The 17114-nt window shown below is 64.5% G+C and carries 20 protein-coding genes; 11 read left to right on the top strand and 9 right to left on the bottom strand.

Features of this window, described 5'->3' with window-relative positions; genetic code table 11:
- The 8 genes from K0P03_RS24820 (at nt 1) to K0P03_RS24785 (ending at nt 6361) form a co-directional block, all read left to right on the top strand.
- The gene (locus K0P03_RS24820) at nt 1-1158 is read left to right on the top strand and encodes an alpha-hydroxy acid oxidase (protein ID WP_272790874.1); all 1158 of its coding nucleotides are present in this window, start codon (nt 1-3) and stop codon (nt 1156-1158) included.
- 141 nt (nt 1159-1299) lie between these two features.
- Nucleotides 1300-1806: an RrF2 family transcriptional regulator gene (locus K0P03_RS24815; protein WP_050745655.1), complete on the top strand. Its 507-nt coding sequence runs from the start codon at nt 1300-1302 to the stop codon at nt 1804-1806.
- A gap of 34 nt (nt 1807-1840) precedes the next feature.
- Nucleotides 1841-2293, top strand: coding sequence for a carboxymuconolactone decarboxylase family protein (locus K0P03_RS24810; protein ID WP_023513481.1), 453 nt, complete (start codon nt 1841-1843; stop codon nt 2291-2293).
- A gap of 656 nt (nt 2294-2949) precedes the next feature.
- On the top strand, nt 2950-3792 hold the full coding sequence (locus K0P03_RS24805; protein ID WP_023512893.1) for a transporter substrate-binding domain-containing protein: 843 nt from the start codon (nt 2950-2952) through the stop codon (nt 3790-3792).
- Nucleotides 3793-3842: 50 nt separating this feature from the next.
- On the top strand, nt 3843-4505 hold the full coding sequence (locus K0P03_RS24800) for an amino acid ABC transporter permease (protein WP_023512892.1): 663 nt from the start codon (nt 3843-3845) through the stop codon (nt 4503-4505).
- A 6-nt stretch (nt 4506-4511) separates the two neighbouring features.
- Nucleotides 4512-5174: an amino acid ABC transporter permease gene (locus tag K0P03_RS24795; RefSeq protein WP_272790873.1), complete on the top strand. Its 663-nt coding sequence runs from the start codon at nt 4512-4514 to the stop codon at nt 5172-5174.
- Between the two features lie 10 nt (nt 5175-5184).
- Nucleotides 5185-5955 (top strand): amino acid ABC transporter ATP-binding protein, encoded by a 771-nt coding sequence (locus K0P03_RS24790; protein WP_023512890.1) that lies wholly within the window; start codon nt 5185-5187, stop codon nt 5953-5955.
- Between the two features lie 16 nt (nt 5956-5971).
- Nucleotides 5972-6361, top strand: a complete 390-nt coding sequence (locus tag K0P03_RS24785; RefSeq protein WP_023512889.1) for a RidA family protein — start codon at nt 5972-5974, stop codon at nt 6359-6361.
- A 24-nt stretch (nt 6362-6385) separates the two neighbouring features.
- Here the strand turns inward: K0P03_RS24785 and K0P03_RS24780 are convergent, their stop codons facing one another.
- From K0P03_RS24780 to K0P03_RS24755, 6 genes are all read right to left on the bottom strand, one after another.
- Nucleotides 6386-7015: a histidine phosphatase family protein gene (locus K0P03_RS24780; RefSeq protein WP_272790872.1), complete on the bottom strand. Its 630-nt coding sequence runs from the start codon at nt 7013-7015 to the stop codon at nt 6386-6388.
- A 26-nt stretch (nt 7016-7041) separates the two neighbouring features.
- A complete protein-coding gene (locus K0P03_RS24775) occupies nt 7042-7548 on the bottom strand; it encodes an RES family NAD+ phosphorylase (RefSeq protein ID WP_023512887.1) in 507 nt (168 codons plus the stop codon).
- Nucleotides 7545-8027 (bottom strand): type II RES/Xre toxin-antitoxin system antitoxin, encoded by a 483-nt coding sequence (gene parS / locus K0P03_RS24770; protein WP_023512886.1) that lies wholly within the window; start codon nt 8025-8027, stop codon nt 7545-7547. The genes K0P03_RS24775 and parS overlap by 4 nt, the downstream gene beginning before the upstream one ends.
- A 103-nt stretch (nt 8028-8130) precedes the next feature.
- Entirely contained in the window at nt 8131-8544 is a 414-nt protein-coding gene (locus tag K0P03_RS24765) for a GFA family protein (RefSeq protein ID WP_272790871.1), read from the bottom strand.
- Nucleotides 8545-8561: 17 nt separating this feature from the next.
- The gene (locus K0P03_RS24760; protein ID WP_272790870.1) at nt 8562-9041 is read right to left on the bottom strand and encodes an SRPBCC family protein; all 480 of its coding nucleotides are present in this window, start codon (nt 9039-9041) and stop codon (nt 8562-8564) included.
- Complete coding sequence (locus K0P03_RS24755) at nt 9038-9367, bottom strand: ArsR/SmtB family transcription factor (protein ID WP_050745645.1); 330 nt, start codon at nt 9365-9367, stop codon at nt 9038-9040. The genes K0P03_RS24760 and K0P03_RS24755 overlap by 4 nt, the downstream gene beginning before the upstream one ends.
- Before the next feature lie 167 nt (nt 9368-9534).
- On the opposite strand from K0P03_RS24755, the gene K0P03_RS24750 reads away from it, so the two are divergent.
- Entirely contained in the window at nt 9535-10848 is a 1314-nt protein-coding gene (locus tag K0P03_RS24750) for an MFS transporter (protein ID WP_272790869.1), read from the top strand.
- Between the two features lie 126 nt (nt 10849-10974).
- On the opposite strand, the gene K0P03_RS24745 is transcribed toward K0P03_RS24750, so the two are convergent.
- On the bottom strand, nt 10975-12486 hold the full coding sequence (locus K0P03_RS24745; RefSeq protein ID WP_272790868.1) for a DegQ family serine endoprotease: 1512 nt from the start codon (nt 12484-12486) through the stop codon (nt 10975-10977).
- Nucleotides 12487-13029: 543 nt separating this feature from the next.
- Between K0P03_RS24745 and K0P03_RS24740 the strand changes: the two genes are divergently transcribed.
- Complete coding sequence (locus tag K0P03_RS24740) at nt 13030-14082, top strand: D-alanyl-D-alanine carboxypeptidase family protein (protein ID WP_245462219.1); 1053 nt, start codon at nt 13030-13032, stop codon at nt 14080-14082.
- A gap of 27 nt (nt 14083-14109) precedes the next feature.
- On the opposite strand, the gene K0P03_RS24735 is transcribed toward K0P03_RS24740, so the two are convergent.
- Both K0P03_RS24735 and alr read right to left on the bottom strand, forming a co-directional pair.
- The gene (locus K0P03_RS24735; RefSeq protein WP_130517737.1) at nt 14110-15360 is read right to left on the bottom strand and encodes a D-amino acid dehydrogenase; all 1251 of its coding nucleotides are present in this window, start codon (nt 15358-15360) and stop codon (nt 14110-14112) included.
- A gap of 27 nt (nt 15361-15387) precedes the next feature.
- Nucleotides 15388-16521, bottom strand: coding sequence for an alanine racemase (gene alr / locus K0P03_RS24730; protein ID WP_272790867.1), 1134 nt, complete (start codon nt 16519-16521; stop codon nt 15388-15390).
- A gap of 125 nt (nt 16522-16646) precedes the next feature.
- Here alr and K0P03_RS24725 point away from each other — a divergent pair, with 125 nt between their 5' ends.
- Entirely contained in the window at nt 16647-17111 is a 465-nt protein-coding gene (locus K0P03_RS24725) for an Lrp/AsnC family transcriptional regulator (RefSeq protein ID WP_023512977.1), read from the top strand.
- Nucleotides 17112-17114: the final 3 nt, after the last annotated feature.

Here is a 17114-nt window from a genome sequence, read left to right as displayed (position 1 = left end):
ATGGCCCCGGTCAACATCCACGACTTCCGCGACCTCGCCCGGCGTCGCCTGCCGAAGATCTTCTTCGATTACATCGATGGCGGGTCGTTCGAGGAGGAGACCATGCGGGCGAACCGGTCGGATTTCGCCCGCTACGGCCTGCGCCAGACCGTGCTGGTGGAGCCGCGCCCACAGGATCTTTCGACCGCCTACCTCGGGCGCCGCCATCCCCTGCCGTTTATGCTGGGGCCGGTCGGTTTCCTCGGCCTCTATTCCGGCGATGGTGAGGCAAGGACCGTGCGTGCCGCCCATGCCGTCGGTATCCCCTTCTGCCTGTCGACCTTCTCGATCGCCTCGCTTGCCGATCTTCGCGCGGTGACGAACGGGCCGCTGCATTTCCAGCTCTATGTGCTGGAGGATCGCTCGCTTTGCGAGGAGTTCTTGCAGGCGGCAGAAGGGGCCGGCGTCGATACACTGTTCGTCACGGTCGACACGGCCATTACCGGTATTCGCGAACGGGACGTGCGCAACGGTTTCCGCTCGCTGACGCGGGTGACGCCGGGGCTTCTCGCCCGGCTGGCGTTGAAGCCGCGCTGGCTTGCCGATGTCGCACTCCGCGGTATGCCTTCCGTCCGGGCGATCGAGCATCGGCCGGACTTTGGCCGTGGCGCCCTGGAACAGGCGGCCAATCTGTCGCGACGCATCGACAAGACGCTGTCCTGGAAGGACATCGCCTGGCTGCGGGAGCGCTGGACTGGAAAATTGGTCGTCAAGGGGGTCCTCGCGCCACAGGATGCCGTCACCGCCCGCGACCTCGGCTGCGATGGCGTGGTGATCTCCAATCACGGCGGCCGCCAGCTCGATGGTGCGGCGAGCACCATCGGTGCGCTTCCGGCGATCCGCGCCGCCGTCGGCCAGGATTTCTGCCTCATGCTGGACGGCGGTATCCGCCGCGGTTCCGATATTCTCAAGGCAGTGGGGCTCGGCGCCGATGGTGTGATGCTCGGCCGTGCCTATGCCTATGGCCTTGCCGCGCAAGGAGAGGCCGGTGTCGCCGAGGTCATCGCGATCCTGACCCGTGAAATCTCGATCAGTCTCGCTTTGATGGGCATCGCCTCGATCGATGAGCTCAAGGCCGCGGGCAGTGCAGCCGTACAGTATAAGGGCGGTGGGGGCTGACCCAACGGTCTTCACGCGAAAACGCTTCCGAGGGGAGTGGGACTGAAAACCCTTTCCATCCCCCGGCAGGGTGGCCCGGGTTGCGTCTTGACGAACCTTGTAATCATGGATAAAAAATATCCGTGATTAGCGAGGTGCAAGATGAAACTCAGCGATGGCGTGGAGCAGGCCATTCACAGCGTGACGATGCTCTCGGGGCTTTCCGCGGATGGCGTTCTGTCGGCAGCTGCCCTCGCGGAATTCCACGGGGTTTCGCCGAGCTATCTTTTGAAGCACCTGCAAGCGCTGTCGGGGGCCGGCATTGTCCAGACTCTTCCGGGTCCGAAGGGCGGATACCGGCTCGCGCGGCCCCCCGAAAAGATCACGCTGCTCGACATCGTGCTCGCTGTGGAGGGGGCAGGCCCGGCATTCCGCTGCAACGAGATCAGGCGGCGCGGGCCAAACCCTCTGCCCGCCCATCTGCTCACCAAGCCCTGCGGGATCAATGCGGCGATGTTGCGCGCGGAGCAGGCCTACCGCGCTGAACTGCGCCGGGTGAGCATTGCCGACATTCTCGCCGATGTCGGTGCGATGGACGATGGCACTATCGTCGCAAGAGGTTGTGCCTTCCTGGACATCCACGAACGAAAGTCAGGCAGCAAGGCCTGATCCGGACATTCCAAACCCTCAAAAGGAGAACACCATGCAGGCCCGTTTCGATTTTCCGAAGGCCGCACCTGACGCCTACAAGGCCGTCGCCGCGCTGGAAAAGTATGTGAGGGAGGATTCCGGTATCGACCACCGCCTCCTGCATCTCATCAAGCTGCGGGCCTCGCAGATCAACGGCTGCGCTTACTGTGTCGACATGCATGTCAAGGAAGCGCGTCGTGACGGACTGAGTGAGCAATGGATCAACATGGTCAGCGTTTGGCAGGAATCCCCGGTCTTCGATGCGCGTGAGCGAGCTGTCCTCGGCTGGACCGAAGCCCTCACCAATGTGGCCCAGACACGCGCGCCCGATGCGGATTTCGAGCCGTTGCGCGCCTTCTTCTCCGAACCGGACATAACGAGGCTGACGGTCGCGATCGGCACGATCAATGTGTGGAACCGTCTTTGCGTCGGCTTCCGGTCGCAGCACCCGCTGGACGCGGCATAGGGTTGTCCAGCCTCTGTCATGGCGCGCCTCTCCCATAGGGAGGCGCGTCGAAAGCAAGGCTCCACGGCTTGTGGTCGAGGACCTCAAGGGGAATTGCCATCCTGCCGTCACGGAACGGTGCCTGATCGGCGGCCACAAGGTGACGCCGATCCGCACTGCCTGCATGGGCATGGGTTTGTTGGGCTCCCGGAGGACTGTATCCGAGAGGAACCGGGGCCGGAAAGCTGAAACCGTTGCCGCCCCAGGAAGGGGCGGAACGATAGCCCGCGATTTGTCTTGTCTATCTCGATCCCGATGATGCGGGGCCTGGTGCCGTGAGGCTTGGCCAGATCATCCAGGACGAGGCGCACAAGCGCGAATGGCACTTGCACGACGACTGGTGCGCGCCCGCGCCGTCTCATGGAATCCGAGGGCCTCCGCCGCCGCTGCCAGTTTCTCCAACCGTCACCGGCGTCGTTGGAGGCGTGGCTCTCGATCGACATATCCCACCTGTTCTGCCGGATGTGGTTGCAAAACACGCCGTTTTGTATCGGTGCGCGTGGTTTTCGCGGGAAGCCTATTGACAAGCGGCCGCTCATCAAGCTTCATGCGTTCGTCCGATAAAGCAGACATATGTACATTATATCGGACATGTGAATTTCTTTTGGGGGAGCACCATGACCATTTCCTTTCGCGCCGGCGCGCTGACGCTGGCTGTTTCCGCTGCGCTGTTTTCCACGCCGGTTCTCGCCGACGGCAGCAAGCTCGATGAAGTCATTGCCCGCGGCCACCTGGTCCTCGGTACCGGCAGCACGAATGCGCCCTGGCATTTCAAGAGCGCGGAAGACAAGCTGCAGGGCTTTGACGTCGATATGGGCCGCATCATCGCCAAGGCGCTGTTCGGCGACCCGGACAAGATCGAGTATGTCAACCAGTCGTCCGACGCGCGCATCCCGAACATCACCACGGACAAGGTGGACATCACCTGCCAGTTCATGACGGTGACGGGCGAGCGCGCCCAGCAGATCGCCTTCACCATTCCCTATTATCGCGAAGGCGTCGGCCTGATGCTGAAGGCGGACGGCAAGCATGCCGACTATGCGGCGCTGAAGGCGGCGGGTTCCTCCGTCACCATCTCGGTTCTGCAGAACGTCTATGCCGAGGCGATGGTGCATGCCGCACTGCCCGAGGCGACGGTCGACCAGTACGAGTCCGTCGATCTGATCTACCAGGCGCTGGAATCCGGACGTTCCGATGCGGTCGCCACCGACCAGTCGTCGCTTGCCTGGTACATGACGCAGAATCCCGGCCGCTACAAGGATGCCGGCTACGGCTGGAACCCGCAGACCTATGCCTGCGGCGTCAAGCGTGGCGACCAGGACTGGCTGAACTTCGTCAACACGGCCCTGCATGAGGCCATGACCGGCGTCGAGTTCGATTTCTACGCCACGTCCTACAAGACCTGGTTCGGCAAGGAACTGACGCCTCCGCAGATCGGCTTCCCGGTCGAATTCAAGTGATTGTCAGGGGAGCGGGGCCTGCCCCGCTCCCCGAATCGGGATAGCCTGCCATGGGTTACACGCTGAACTTTGCCGCCGTCTGGCGCAGCTTCGATCTCCTGCTCAGCGGCCTTGCCCTGAGCCTCGGCCTTGCCGTCATCTCCATCCTCATCGGTGCGGCCATCGGCCTTGCCGTCGCCTTCGCGCTGACGTCGAAGAACCGGCTCGTCGGTGCGCCGGCGCGGCTCTACGTCACGATCATCCGCAACCTGCCGATCCTCGTGCTGGTGCTCTTCGCCTATTTCGCGCTGCCGCAGATGGGCTTCCGGCTGGGCAAGATCGAAAGCTTCGTGCTGGTGCTTTCGCTCTATTCCGGCGCCTATCTTGCCGAAGTCTTTCGTGCCGGGCTCCTGTCCATTCCGCGCGGGCTGACAGAGGCGGGGCTTGCCATCGGCCTCACGCCCATGCAGATCCGCAGCTCGATCATCGCGCCGCTGATGCTGCGCAACGTGCTGCCCTCACTCTCCTCCACGGTCATCTCGCTCTTCAAGGATACTTCGCTTGCCGCGGCGATCGCCGTGCCGGAGCTGACCTTCGCGGCGCGCAAGATCAATGTCGAGAGCTTCCGCGTTATCGAAACCTGGATGGTGACCTCGGCCCTCTATGTCGCCACCTGTTTCCTCATTGCCGCATTGCTCCGCCTGGTCGAGCGCCGGCTGGCCCTGCCGAGGTAGACCCGGATGACCTCCTTTGCCTTTCTCGAACAGCTCTGGATCGCGCGCTACGTCATCATGACGGGCCTTGCCACCACGGTCTCCATTTCCCTGCTCGCCATCGTTGCCGGCTCCCTGTTCGGCGTGCTCGTCGGCCTTGCGCTCGTCTATGGAGGGCGCGTGTTGCGCTCCATCGTGCGCGCCTATACGGATATCATCCGCGGCACGCCGGTGCTGGTGCTCGTTCTGGCGAGCTACTACGTCTCCGCTGCCGCCGGCGTGGATCTCGGTCCCTTCTCGGCCGGCGTCTTGGCCCTTGCCGTCTTCTGCTCGTCCCATATCGGCGAGATCGTGCGCGGCGCGCTTCAGGCCATTCCGAAGGGGCAGACCGAGGCGGCCAAGGCGATCGGCCTCACCTTCGGCCAGACCTTCACCTCGGTGCTCTGGCCGCAGGCCCTGCGCCAGTGCCTGCCGGCCTGGGTCAACACGGCGGCCGAGATGGTGAAGGCCTCGACGCTCCTGTCCGTCATCGGCGTTGCGGAGCTTCTCCTGCGCACGCAGGAGATCATCTCGCGCAACTTCATGAGCCTCCAGTTCTATTTCCTGGCCGGCGCCCTCTATTTCATCGTCAATTTCGGCATCGAGCGCCTCGGCAAATATGTCGAGCGCAAGACCGCCCTGCCGTCCTGAGGAGACCCCGATGGCCAAGACCATTCTCGACATCAAGGGCCTGCGCAAGACCTACGGCCAGAACGAAGTGCTGAAGAGCGTCGACTGTGCCGTGGAGGAGGGCGAGGTCATTTCCATCATCGGCTCGTCCGGCTCCGGCAAGACGACCATGCTGCGCTGTATCAACATGCTGGAGGAATTCCAGGGCGGTACGATCCGCCTCGACGGCGAGGAGATCGGCTATCACGCCGAGGGCGCCAAGCGTCGGCGCAAGAGCGAGAAGGAGATCGCCCGCCAGCGCGCGCTGACCGGCATGGCCTTCCAGCAGTTCAATCTCTTTCCCCACATGACTGCTGCCGAAAACGTCATGCTCGGTCTCGTCAAGGTGAAGAAGATGGCCAAGCCCGAGGCTCGCGCCATCGCCGAGAAATGGCTCGACCGGGTCGGCCTTGCCGCCCGCACGAACCACTATCCCGGGCAGCTTTCCGGCGGCCAGCAGCAGCGCGTCGCCATCGCCCGCGCTATCGCCATGTCGCCGCGCCTGATGCTGTTCGACGAGGTGACCTCGGCGCTCGACCCGGAACTGGTCGGCGAGGTGCTGCAGGTCATCAAGGGTCTTGCGGCCGACGGCATGACCATGCTGCTCGTCACCCATGAGATGCGCTTTGCCTTCGAGGTCTCCTCGCGGGTCATCTTCATGAACCAGGGCGTCATCTGCGAAGAGGGCGACCCGAGGGAGATGTTCGTGCGACCGAAGACCGAGCGGCTCGCCGAATTCCTGAAAACCTCCAGCTTCAACTGACAAGGAAACACATCCCATGACGATCAAACGTTACGGTGCCGGGGAAACCGGTGCTGGCGGCCAGCCGCTGCCCTTCGCCCGCGCCACCGAAGCTGCCGGCTGGCTCTATGTCTCCGGCCAGGTGCCGATGGAGAAGGGGGAGATCGTCTCCGGCGGCATCGTCGCAGAAAGCCGCAAGGCCATTGAGAACATGATCGCCATTCTCGACGAGGCCGGCTACGGCCTGGAGGATATCGTGCGCATCGGTGTCTGGCTCGACGATCCGCGCGATTTCTGGAGCTTCAATGGCGTCTATGCCGAATATTTCGGCAAGAACCCGCCGGCGCGCGCCTGCGTCCAGTCGCGCATGATGGTCGATTGCCGGGTCGAGATCGACTGCGTCGCCTATCGCGCCGATCGCGCCTGACGGCTGAACACCAGCCCGGGCGGGTCAGCCGGTCTGCGGCGACCCGTCCGGCAGCTCCGCGCCGAAGCTTCTGAGCGCCCAGCGTCTTCCATCGCTGGTCAGAGCCAGCAGTCCGAGCGGCTCGACGTCGATGCGCCAGATCGAGGTCAGCGGGGCGCCGACCACATGCAGGAAGAGCAGTTTCAGGACAATGGCATGGGTCACGGCGAGCATGTGCCCACCTTCTGCAGGAAGCTGGTCCAGCCAGGCCACGGCCCGGTCCTGCACCGCCTGCAGGGTTTCACCGCCATGCGGAGTGGAGGATGGATCAGACATCCAGCACTGGAGATCCTGCGATGATTCTTCCGCTACCTCCGCCACCGTCCGGCCGTTCCACCGTCCGTAATCGACATCCCGGAGCGCGAGGCATGCTGCTGCGCCTGGAGAGAAGGCGGCGGCTGTTTCGGCCGCAGAATACTCGGGTGCATGCAGCACGGAGGTGAACCGGCCGAGGTTTTGGGCCCGGTTGCCCAATCGAACCCGCTCCTTGGGCAAGAGCGGAGCATCGGAGAAAAAGCGGGATTGCTGGTTGGCCGCGGTCGCACCACGGCAGAGGATCGTCAGGCGCGTTGCCCTGACGGCCGTCGGCTTCGGCTCTTCCGCGGGTGTGTTCATGGTTCCCCAGCCTCCTGAAATCGGCTTCACGCTGTCGATGGATGCAGTCTCGTGTCGAGGGCAAAGCCTTCCTGGAATTTCAGGGTGTATGCGCCGGGGGCAGCACCGGCGAGAAAGATCAGGTTCCAGCTGTGCGGCGAGACCGCGCTTGGAATGGCAACGAAGCGGTGCCGCCGGAGGAGATCATCGCCGAAGGCCTGTTGACCCGCGCCGGGAATGCCGGGGCGTAGCCAGTTGGGGTTGGGCACCGTTTCCGGGTCGACGATGTGGACATCGCCGATATCGGCGATGACGGCGGCCGTCATGCGGTGCGCGACGGTGTCGAGTGCCCGAAACCCCTTGTGGACCGCCACTTCGAGAATGGCCGTGGCAGGATCGAGCGAGCAATAGACAGCGCGTGTGCCCTTGCTGTTCCAGCGGCCGCCGACGCGGTAGGCGCCTTCGCCGCTGTCCCAGGTCGGCGCATGGATGGCCTGATCGAGCCGCCAGGCGACCAGCTCGCTCCCGCCGAGCGCAATGGGCAGAAAGGTCATGCGTAGACGCCGTATTCCAGACGGTCGAGATGGTCCTCGACGAGCTCCACGCCGGCAGGCGTGCCGAGAAGGTCGATGGGACGACGCTGGTCAAGCCCGATGGCCGGCCGCTCCAGCCATTGCTCGGCTTCCGCCTGCGATCCGAAGATATCGGTCGCCTTTGCCAGGATCTCGGCGAATTTCCACGTCCGTCCGCTCTGTTCCAGGCTGAGTGGCTTGGAGGGCGTGTCCTTCCGCCGCTGCCAGGTGCGCAGGCTCATGCCCACGGCCTTTTCGAGCGACTCGTTCTTGCCGATGAAGACGAGGCTGCCGACAAGGTGATCGAGTGCCGAGGCGGGCAAGCCGTGCAGCAGCAGTTCATGGGCGTCGAGCGCATTGGTCAGGCGGCGCGACAGGATGCGCGAGCCGCCGAGCAGGGCTTCGATTTTCTGCAACTCGCCACCGGCTGCTGCCGGGATTGCCTTTGCCGCGACGGCCATACCTCTTCTCCACGTCATATGTCGCTTGAAATATGCCATCTGTCGCAGGCGATTTCAAGCTCCGGACCGTGCCCGCCGCTAGCTGCCGTATCCGTAGGGGCCTTTACGCCGGCGGCATCCGGTCGAATTTGGGCAAAGCCGGGTCGAGATGGTCCCAGGCATGGCCTGCAGCGGTCCAGGAGACGAGTTGCGGCCGGTAGCGGCCGGGGTCGTCGAGGCTCGCCGGTGTGACGATGAAGACATCGGGCATGTCGGGAAAGCGCAGGTAGACGGGCGCGCCGCAGGTGGGACAGAAGCCGCGGCGCTTGACGGTTCCGCCATCCCCGACCGTCTGCCAGTGGGAGGCCTCGCCCGTGACCTTCACCTCGGCCGCGACAAAGGTCAGGTGCGATTGATGGCCGGTGCCGCTGTCGCGCTGGCACTGTCGGCACTGGCAATCGACCATGGCAGCCGGTTCGCCCGAGATTTCATAGCGGACCGCACCGCAAGCGCAGCCGCCCGTGTAGGACATGGGCATGGCGTTCTCCCGTTCTCTCAATGCTGTTGCTCTGCGGTGGCGACTTCGGTGACGACAGCGTCGAGTTTTCTCACCACCTTCTTCCAGCCTTCGCTCATGTTGCGATAGGCGGTGTCGTTTTTCGGAAGCTGGAAGCCGGAATGGGTGAGGCGAAGGCGTGTGCCCGCCTCGGCTGCGATCAGGCTGAAGGTGACGACGGTTTCCAGTTTCGAGCCATAGCCCTCGTTGCGCTCGTCGCCGCCCCGCCAGGCATAGGAGAGCTGCTCATTCGGCACGATCTCCAGGATTTCGCAATGGATGGTGCCGTCCCAGGCACCGGCGGCGACCGTCTGAAAGGTGAAACGGTTGCCGATCACGGGTGCAAAACCCTGCGGGGCCATCAGCCAGCGGCCGATCAGGTCGCCGCTGGTCAGCGCTTTCCAGATGACATCGGGCGCATGCGGGAAGACTTCGTCGAGCACGATGGCCTGCATGTCCGGATTGGCGGTCTGGTTCATGGGTCGATTTCCTTCAGCAGGGTTCTCAGATTGGTGAAGCGTTCGCGCCAGAAGACGCCGTAGTGGCTCATCCAGTCCGCCAAGGGCTCCAGTCCGCCGGGCTCGGCGCGGTAATAGACATTTCGGCCCTCCGGGCGCTCGCTGACGAGGCCGGCCTTTTTCAGCGCCTTGAGATGCTGGGAAATGGCACCCTGCGTGACAGTGCTGCTGCGCGTCAGTTCGACGACCGTAATCTCATCGGAATGGACGATGCGCTCGAACACGGCCCTGCGGGTGGGGTCGGCAAGGGCGCGCATGACGGTGGTGATGGTTTCTGCCTGGATCATGCGAATCAAATAGCCGATACTAATCAATTAGTCAACGCTATTAAATTATGCTGCCTACCGTCTGTCTTCCCGGTGGATTTCTGCCCGCAAGCAATTTCGCAGATCCGGGCGTGCGACTAAGGTGCCGCTACCATCGCAAGGGGACTGCACATGCGGAGAGCGGCCGAATGACCACCATCACCGTGGACGACGTACTCGACCGCGCCGGCGCCGGCGCCTACCAGCGGCGGCTTCTGGCGATCTTCGGGCTGGTCTGGACTGCCGATGCGATGCAGGTCCTTGCAGTCGGCTTCACGGCCGCCTCCATTGCCGCCACCTTCGATCTCACCGTTCCGCAGGCCTTGCAGACCGGCACGCTTTTCTTCTTCGGCATGCTTCTCGGCGCCGCCGGTTTCGGCCGGCTTGCGGACCGCATCGGCCGTCGGCGGGTCCTGATCGTCACGGTCGCCTGCGATGCTCTCTTCGGCACGCTCTCCGTCTTCGCGCCCGATTTCACCATCCTGCTCGTTCTGCGTTTCCTCACCGGGGTTGCTGTGGGTGGCACGCTGCCGGTCGATTATGCGATGATGGCGGAGTTCCTGCCGGCGCGAAACCGCGGCCGCTGGCTGGTCATGCTCGAGGGGTTCTGGGCCGTCGGCACGCTCCTTGTCGCGCTTGTCGCCTGGGCCGTCAGCCTTGCGGGCATGGCTGACGGCTGGCGCTACATCTTCGCAGCGACGGCAATCCCGGCGCTGCTGGGTATCGGCCTGCGCTTTCTGGTGCCGGAATCACCGCTCTATCTCCTGCGCCTCGGGAAGATACGGGAGGCGAAGGCCGTTCTCGACGGGATCCTCGTTGCCAACGGCAAGACGCCACTGGCGGCGGATGCGTCGCTGGTATCGCTTCCCAGCACCGGGCGGTCCGGCATCTTCGGTGCGGATCTGCGCCAGCGCAGCCTGATGATCCTGATAATCTGGTTCCTGGTCTCCGTCTCCTATTACGGCGTCTTCACCTGGCTGCCGCCGAGGCTTGCAGGCGAGGGCTTCGGCTTCGTCCGCGGTTACGGCTTCCTCGTCTTTCTCGCGCTGGCGCAGATCCCCGGTTATGCGCTGGCCGCCTATGGTGTGGAAAAATGGGGCCGGCGGCCGACGCTGACGGGCTTCTGCCTGCTCTCGGCGCTGGGATGCCTGCTGTTCGTCGTGGCCGGCACGGGCACGCTGATCGGCGCCTCCCTGCTGCTCATGAGCTTTGCCTTGCTCGGCACCTGGGGTGCACTCTATGCCTTTACCCCTGAACTCTACCCGACAGCCTCGCGGGCGACAGGCATGGGCACGGCGGGTGCGGTGGCCCGTCTCGGCGGCCTTCTGGCGCCGTCCCTGACGGGACTGGTCGTGGAACAAAGCTTCGGTCTTGCCATTGGCATTTTCGCCGGCCTTCTGGTCGCTGCCGCGGTTGCCGCCCTGCTGATCGATGCGGAGACGCGCCAGGCATCGCTGGCCTGAACCGGGCCCGCCAGCTATTCATGCATCGTGGCGGGCAGCCTTGGCAGGCGCCCGCCATTGACGTCGCACGACAGGCCGGTGCCGCCCGGCACAGAGCCAGACGGCGCCAGCGGAGACTTTGCCGCGTCAACCCGCAGCGAAGGGGACGGTGACGAAGCTTTGCTCGTCCTGGCGCTGCACCAGCAGTAGAACGGCCTTGCGGCCCGCCTTGCCGGCTTCGGCGACGGCGGCCTTCGCCTCGCGTGCCGAGGTGACGGGCTTCTGGTTCACCGAGAGGATGACGTCGCCGGGCTGGAGGCCCATCTCGGCGGCAGGCTTGTCGGGGTTCACGCCTTCCACAACCGCGCCGCTTTCGCCCTTCGGCAGGCCGAGCGACTGGCGCATGTCGGCGGTGAGGTCGCCGAGCTGGACACCGATCGTCGGCACGCGCTGGGCGGCTTCGCCCGATTTGCCGCCGGCATCGGCGAGGACCTGGCGATCGCCGTCGTCATTATTGCCGATGGTGATAGACAGGTTTTTGTCGCTGCCGTCGCGCCAGACGGTGACGCCTTCCTTCGTGCCCGGTGCAAGGTCGGCAACGATGCGCGAGAGTTCGCGTGGCGAGTTCACCGCCTTGCCGTCGAGCATAGTGATGACGTCGCCGGACCGGATGCCGGCTGCGGCAGCCGGGGTGCCTTCATCGACCTTCGCCACCAGCGCGCCTGCGGGTTTTGCAAGGCCAATCGCATCGGCGACATCCGAAGTCACCGGCTGGATCTGCACGCCGATGAAACCGTGCTCGATCGAACCGTCCTTCATCAGCCTTGCGACCACCCGCTGCGCCTGATCGGACGGAATGGCGAAGCCGACGCCGACGCTGCCGCCGTTCGGCGAATAGATCGCCGTGTTGATGCCGACGACCGTGCCGTCGGCGCCGACGAGCGGGCCGCCGGAGTTGCCGTGGTTGATCGGCGCGTCGATCTGGATGAAGTCGTCATAGGGCCCGCTGTGCAGGTCGCGGCCACGGGCCGAGACGATGCCGGCCGTCACGGTCGTGCCGATGCCGAAAGGATTGCCGATGGCAAGGATCGGGTCGCCGGCGCGCAGCTTGTCCGATTCTCCCCAGGCGATCGTGGCGAGCGACTTGCCGCTGTCGATCTTCAGCACGGCAAGGTCGGATTTCGGGTCGGCGCCGACAAGTTTTGCGGGCAGTTCCGTGCCATCGTCCAGCGTCACCCTGATCGTGCTCGCCTTGTCGATGACGTGATTGTTGGTGACGATGTAGCCGTCGCCCGTCAGGATGAAGCCGGAGCCGAGTGCCTCGGCCTTGCCGCTCGGCCGCTGCTCCGGCATCGGCATTTGCCGTTCACCGAAGAAGTCGCGGAACTGCTGATCGAAGGGCGAAGTGCCGCCGAAGGGGGAGATGCCGTCGGCGGAGGCGTTCTCCGCCTTCAATGTCGTGGTGATGGTGACGACGGCGGGCTTGTCGGCTGAAACGATCGCGGCGAAGGAGCCTTGCGCAAGGGCCGTGCCAGAGCCTTGGGCGGCGGCGGCCTGGGCCGGCCGGGTGCCAACGAGGCTGGAAGCGGCGATCGGCAGCACGAGAAGAGCAACGCCGAGAAGCGCTGCAACGCGGTGTCTTTCGATGATCCTGGTCATGATTGTCGTCCTTTGTTCAGCGCTCCGGTGCCCGCAGGGCCGGCGCCGGAGCGCACGAAACCGGGCCGCAGGTGCAGGGCGGCCGGTCTCGTCTTCGTGGTCCGGGTGTCTTTCCGATCAGGCTGTCCGGTGCCGTCGCGTCGCGGCTTTTCATCCGCCGGCGGCATCCAGCCTGGCATCATCTATAGGCCCGGCAGGCGGGGAGGGTCATGTTACAATTAAATAAAGTTCCGGGCGGCGATTTTGCCAAACTATCGCCCGGATCGAGGCGTGCGCGTTGCGGATTTCCGTAAAGAGTTGTTTCTGCTCAAATGCTTATGATTTTTCATGCGGCATCGAGGTGGTCCGCAGATCATGACCGGATTGTAATCTTTCCCTCCGCCTCGCAGGAGGCCCGCCACCCACCGGCGGTATAGCGGCCACACGGTTCTCGGCAGGCCATGCGAAAACCTTGAGCCCCCTGCGCGGTTTCGCGCCGCTGCAAACCCTTGTCTTTCCGGTCTGCATCATGGCATTAGGGCGTCTTCCTGCGGAGACTGGTACATGATCAAGAACACAATGACCGGACGACCATGGAAGAGCCTGGTGCTTGCTGCGTCGCTTTTCATGGGGGTGGCGGCAAACGCAACGCCGGTGCTCGTCGTGGATGCCGACAATCATCAGGTCCTGCATGAGGAGGATGCCGGGGTACCCTGGTATCCTGCCTCGACGACCAAGCTCATGTCCGCGCTCGTGGTGTTCGAAGCCATCCGCGCCGGTGAGGTGAACCTGACGACGCCGGTCGTCATGTCCCGCAACGCGACGAAACAGGCTTTCCTGGAATCCGGCCTGGTCCTTGGGCGCACGATGACCCTGGAAGACGCGCTCTTCGCCATGATCACCGCATCGGCGAACGACGTCGCCGTCGCCCTGGCGGAAGCGGTGGCCTCCGACGAAGCCTCCTTCGTGCAGCGCATGAATGAGACGGCCGCTCGTATCGGGCTCACAGGTACGCATTTTTCCAACCCGAACGGCCTGTTCGACCGGAAGAACTATACGACCGCCCGCGACCTTGCGCTGCTGGGCATGGAAGTGGACCGGCTGTTTCCGGAGTATCGCCGCTTCTTCCTGGCGTCCGCCGTTTCGATCGACGGCAAGGAGATCAAGTCCAACAATCTGCTTTTGACCCGCTTCAACGGTACGGTCGGGATGAAGACTGGCTTCCTCTGCGCCTCCGGGCGCAATTTCGTGGGCTTGGCGACGCGCAACGGACGGCGCGTGATGGTGGTCATTCTCGGTGCGACGACCGAGCGGGAACGCAACGAGCGATCCGCTCAATATCTGACGCAGGCCTTTGACGGTCGCCTGTCTTCCAATGCGGGGCTTCTGGAAAACCTGCAGAACCGGGCCGATGTCGCACCGGAGGACATGCGCATCCGCCTCTGCACCGACAAGAGCGCGGCCTATGAAGCGAGCCGGGATGCGCTGTATCCGATGGGCCTGCCAGGCCACGAGACCTATCTGCAGGACCAGATACCGGCCCAGATCCGTGCGATCAGCACCTGGGCTACCGACATCGCGGATGACGTGCCGGTCCCGACACGCCGTCCTTCCTGAACGGCGCGATCGGGGTCCGCAAGGGCCTCAGGCGTAGCGCGCGACGGCAAGGTCGGTGGCATCGATCTCGGGCTTCCTGCCCGAAACGAGGTCTGCGACAACGCGGGCCGAGCCGGAGCTCATCGTCCAGCCGAGCGTGCCGTGGCCGGTGTTGAGGTAGAGGCCGGCGACCTTCGTCGGGCCGATGACGGGCGTGCCGTCCGGTGTCATTGGGCGAAGACCTGACCAGAAGCTTGCCTTCGACACGTCGCCACCGGGGAAAAGATCGGTCACGGAGTGCTGCAGCGTCAGGCGGCGAGGCTCGCCAAGATCGTTGGTGTAGCCGGAGATTTCCGCCATGCCGCCGACGCGGATGCGGTCGCCGAGCCGTGTGATGGCGATCTTGTAGGTTTCGTCCATCACGGTCGATTCCGGCGCGCGCGTGGCGTCGGTGATCGGGATCGTCAGCGAATAGCCCTTGACCGGATAGACCGGCAGGCGGATGCCGTGCGGACGGACGAGCAGTGGCGAGAAGCTGCCGAGGGCGACGACAACGGCATCGGCCGTGAGCACTCCATGGGCGGTAACAACGCCGCGCACACGGCCCCCTTCCACGTCGAGCCCCCGGATGATGCTGCCGTAGTTGAAGCGCACGCCGAGCGCCTCGGCCTTTGCGGCCAGCGCATTGGCGAACTTGAAGCAGTCGCCGGTCTCGTCCTTCGGGGTCAAAAGGCCGCCAACGATCTTTTCGCGCACATGCTTCAGCGCCGGTTCGACGCGGATGCAGCCTTCGGGATCCAGCACTTCGTAGGGAATGCCGTCGGCGGCGAGCGCCTTGACGTCCTTGGCCGAGGCGTCGAGCTGGGCTTCGGTGCGGAAGAGCTGCAACGTGCCCTGCATGCGTTCGTCGTAGGCGATACCCGTCTCCTCGCGCAACGCGGCGAGCGAGATGCGGCTGTAGTCGGCAAGGCGCAGCATGCGGCTCTTGTTGAGGGCATAGCGCGCCGAGGTGCAGTTGCGCAGCATCTGCGTCATCCAGGAAAGCATGGCCATATCGACCTTGGGGCGCAGGATCAGCGGCGCATGCTGCATGAACAGCCACTTCATCGCCTTCATCGGAATGCCGGGGGCGGCCCAGGGCGAGCAATAGCCGAAGGAGACCTCGCCGGCATTGGCAAAGCTCGTCTCCAGTGCGGGGCCGGGCTGGCGATCGACGACCGTGACCTCGTGGCCGGCACGGGCAAGCTGGTAGGCCGAGGTGACGCCGACGATGCCGGCGCCGAGAACGATGACTTTCATGATGTCCTCATTGGGGAAGAAACAGGCTCAGCGGTATTGCCGCTGGTAACGGTGACCGAGGCCGGTCAGGATTTCATAGGCGATGGTGCCGGCATCGCGCGCCACGTCCTCCAGGCTCTGGTGCGGGCCGAGGATTTCGACGCGGCTGCCCAGGGCAAGGCGCCCCTCCGGCAGGGCGGAGATGTCGATGGTGATGCTGTCCATTGATACGCGGCCGACTATGGGCAGGCGCACGCCGTCGCAATAGGCGGCGCCGCGGCCCGAGAGGCTGCGCGGCAGGCCGTCGGCATAGCCGGCGGCGATGGTGGCAAGGCGTGTCGGGCCGGCCGTGACATGGGTGGCGCTGTAGCCGACGCGTGTGCCCGGGGGCACGCTGCGGGTCTGCACCACGGCAACGTCGAGACTGACGACCGGTTCCATCGGGTTCGCCCACCCGCCGGTCGGCGCGCCACCATAGAGCGCGATACCGGGACGGGCGAGCACGCCGTGATAGTCTTTGCCGAGGAAGATGCCGCCCGAATTGGCAAAGCAGACGTCGTAGGCGGGAAATTCCGCCGCCACGCGATCCATCTCGGCGCGCTGGTCGCCGTTCTGCCCGCTGGCGGGGTCGTCGGCGGAGGCAAGGTGGCTCATCAGGAACAGGACGTCGATGCCGCCACCGGCAGTGACGAGGCTGGCGAGCGCCGCGCGCTCCTCCGGTGGCACGCCGAGGCGGGACATGCCGGTGTCGAACTGCAGCACCGCCGGCAGCGTGCGGCCGAAGGCTTTCGCGGTGCCGCTCCACGCATGCCACTGCTCCAGCGAATTGACGACCGGCACGATGTTTTCGCGGGCGCAGGCACTTTCGTTGCCGGGCTGCAGGCCGTTCAGCACGAAGACCGTGGCATCGGCCGCCAGAAGCGGGCGCAGGCGACGCGCTTCGACGAACTGGGCAACGAAGAAATGCCGGCAGCCGTGGGCGTAGAGTTTTGCTGCTACCTCGCCGGCGCCGAGCCCGTAGGCATCTGCCTTGACGACGGCCGCAGCGCGTGCCGGGGCGACCTCTGCGGCAAGCTTTTCGTAGTTGCGGGCGAGGGCGCCGAGATCGATGCTCAGATAGCCTGATGCACCGTCGATCACCGCCGTAGCGCCGCTTCTGTTGCTTTGCAATCCACCGTCCATCCCAAGCCCCCTCAAGTGTGCGAAGCCTAGTGAAACGATCATGAAATTACCGAGGAAACAGCGATTGATTGTTGTGCCAAAGCATGATTTTTGAACGAAACGATGACGATTTGGAATGATCTGCCATGGCTGCCCTCGATGCGATCGACCGCAACATCCTCCGGCTCCTGCGGCTCGATGCGCGCATGAGCAATGCCAGCCTTGCGGCCGATGTCGGCCTGTCGCCGTCTGCCTGCCTCCGCCGGATCAAGCTGATGGAAAAGGCGGGTGTCATTCGCGGCTATACCGCGCTGGTGGACACATCGAATGTCGAGGCGACGATCGCCGTCATCATCAACATCACGCTGGAACGACAGACGGAGGACCACCTCGACCGCTTCGAGGCGGCGGTGCGCAAGCACCCGGAAATCCGCGAATGTTTCCTGATGACGGGCGGTTCGGATTACCTGCTGCGTGTCGAGGTGGCCAATGCCGGCGAGTTCGAGCGCATCCACAAGGAAATCCTCTCGGCCATGCCGGGCGTCTCACGCATCCATTCGAGCTTCGCGATCCGCAATGTGCTGGCGACGCGGCCACGCGGGCGGCGATAGACG

The sequence above is a fragment of the Shinella sp. HY16 genome (genome assembly GCF_028534175.1).
Taxonomy (GTDB): Bacteria; Pseudomonadota; Alphaproteobacteria; order Rhizobiales; family Rhizobiaceae; genus Shinella.
Note: the sequence above shows the minus strand (reverse complement) of the source record. Positions and strands in the feature narration are given on the sequence as shown.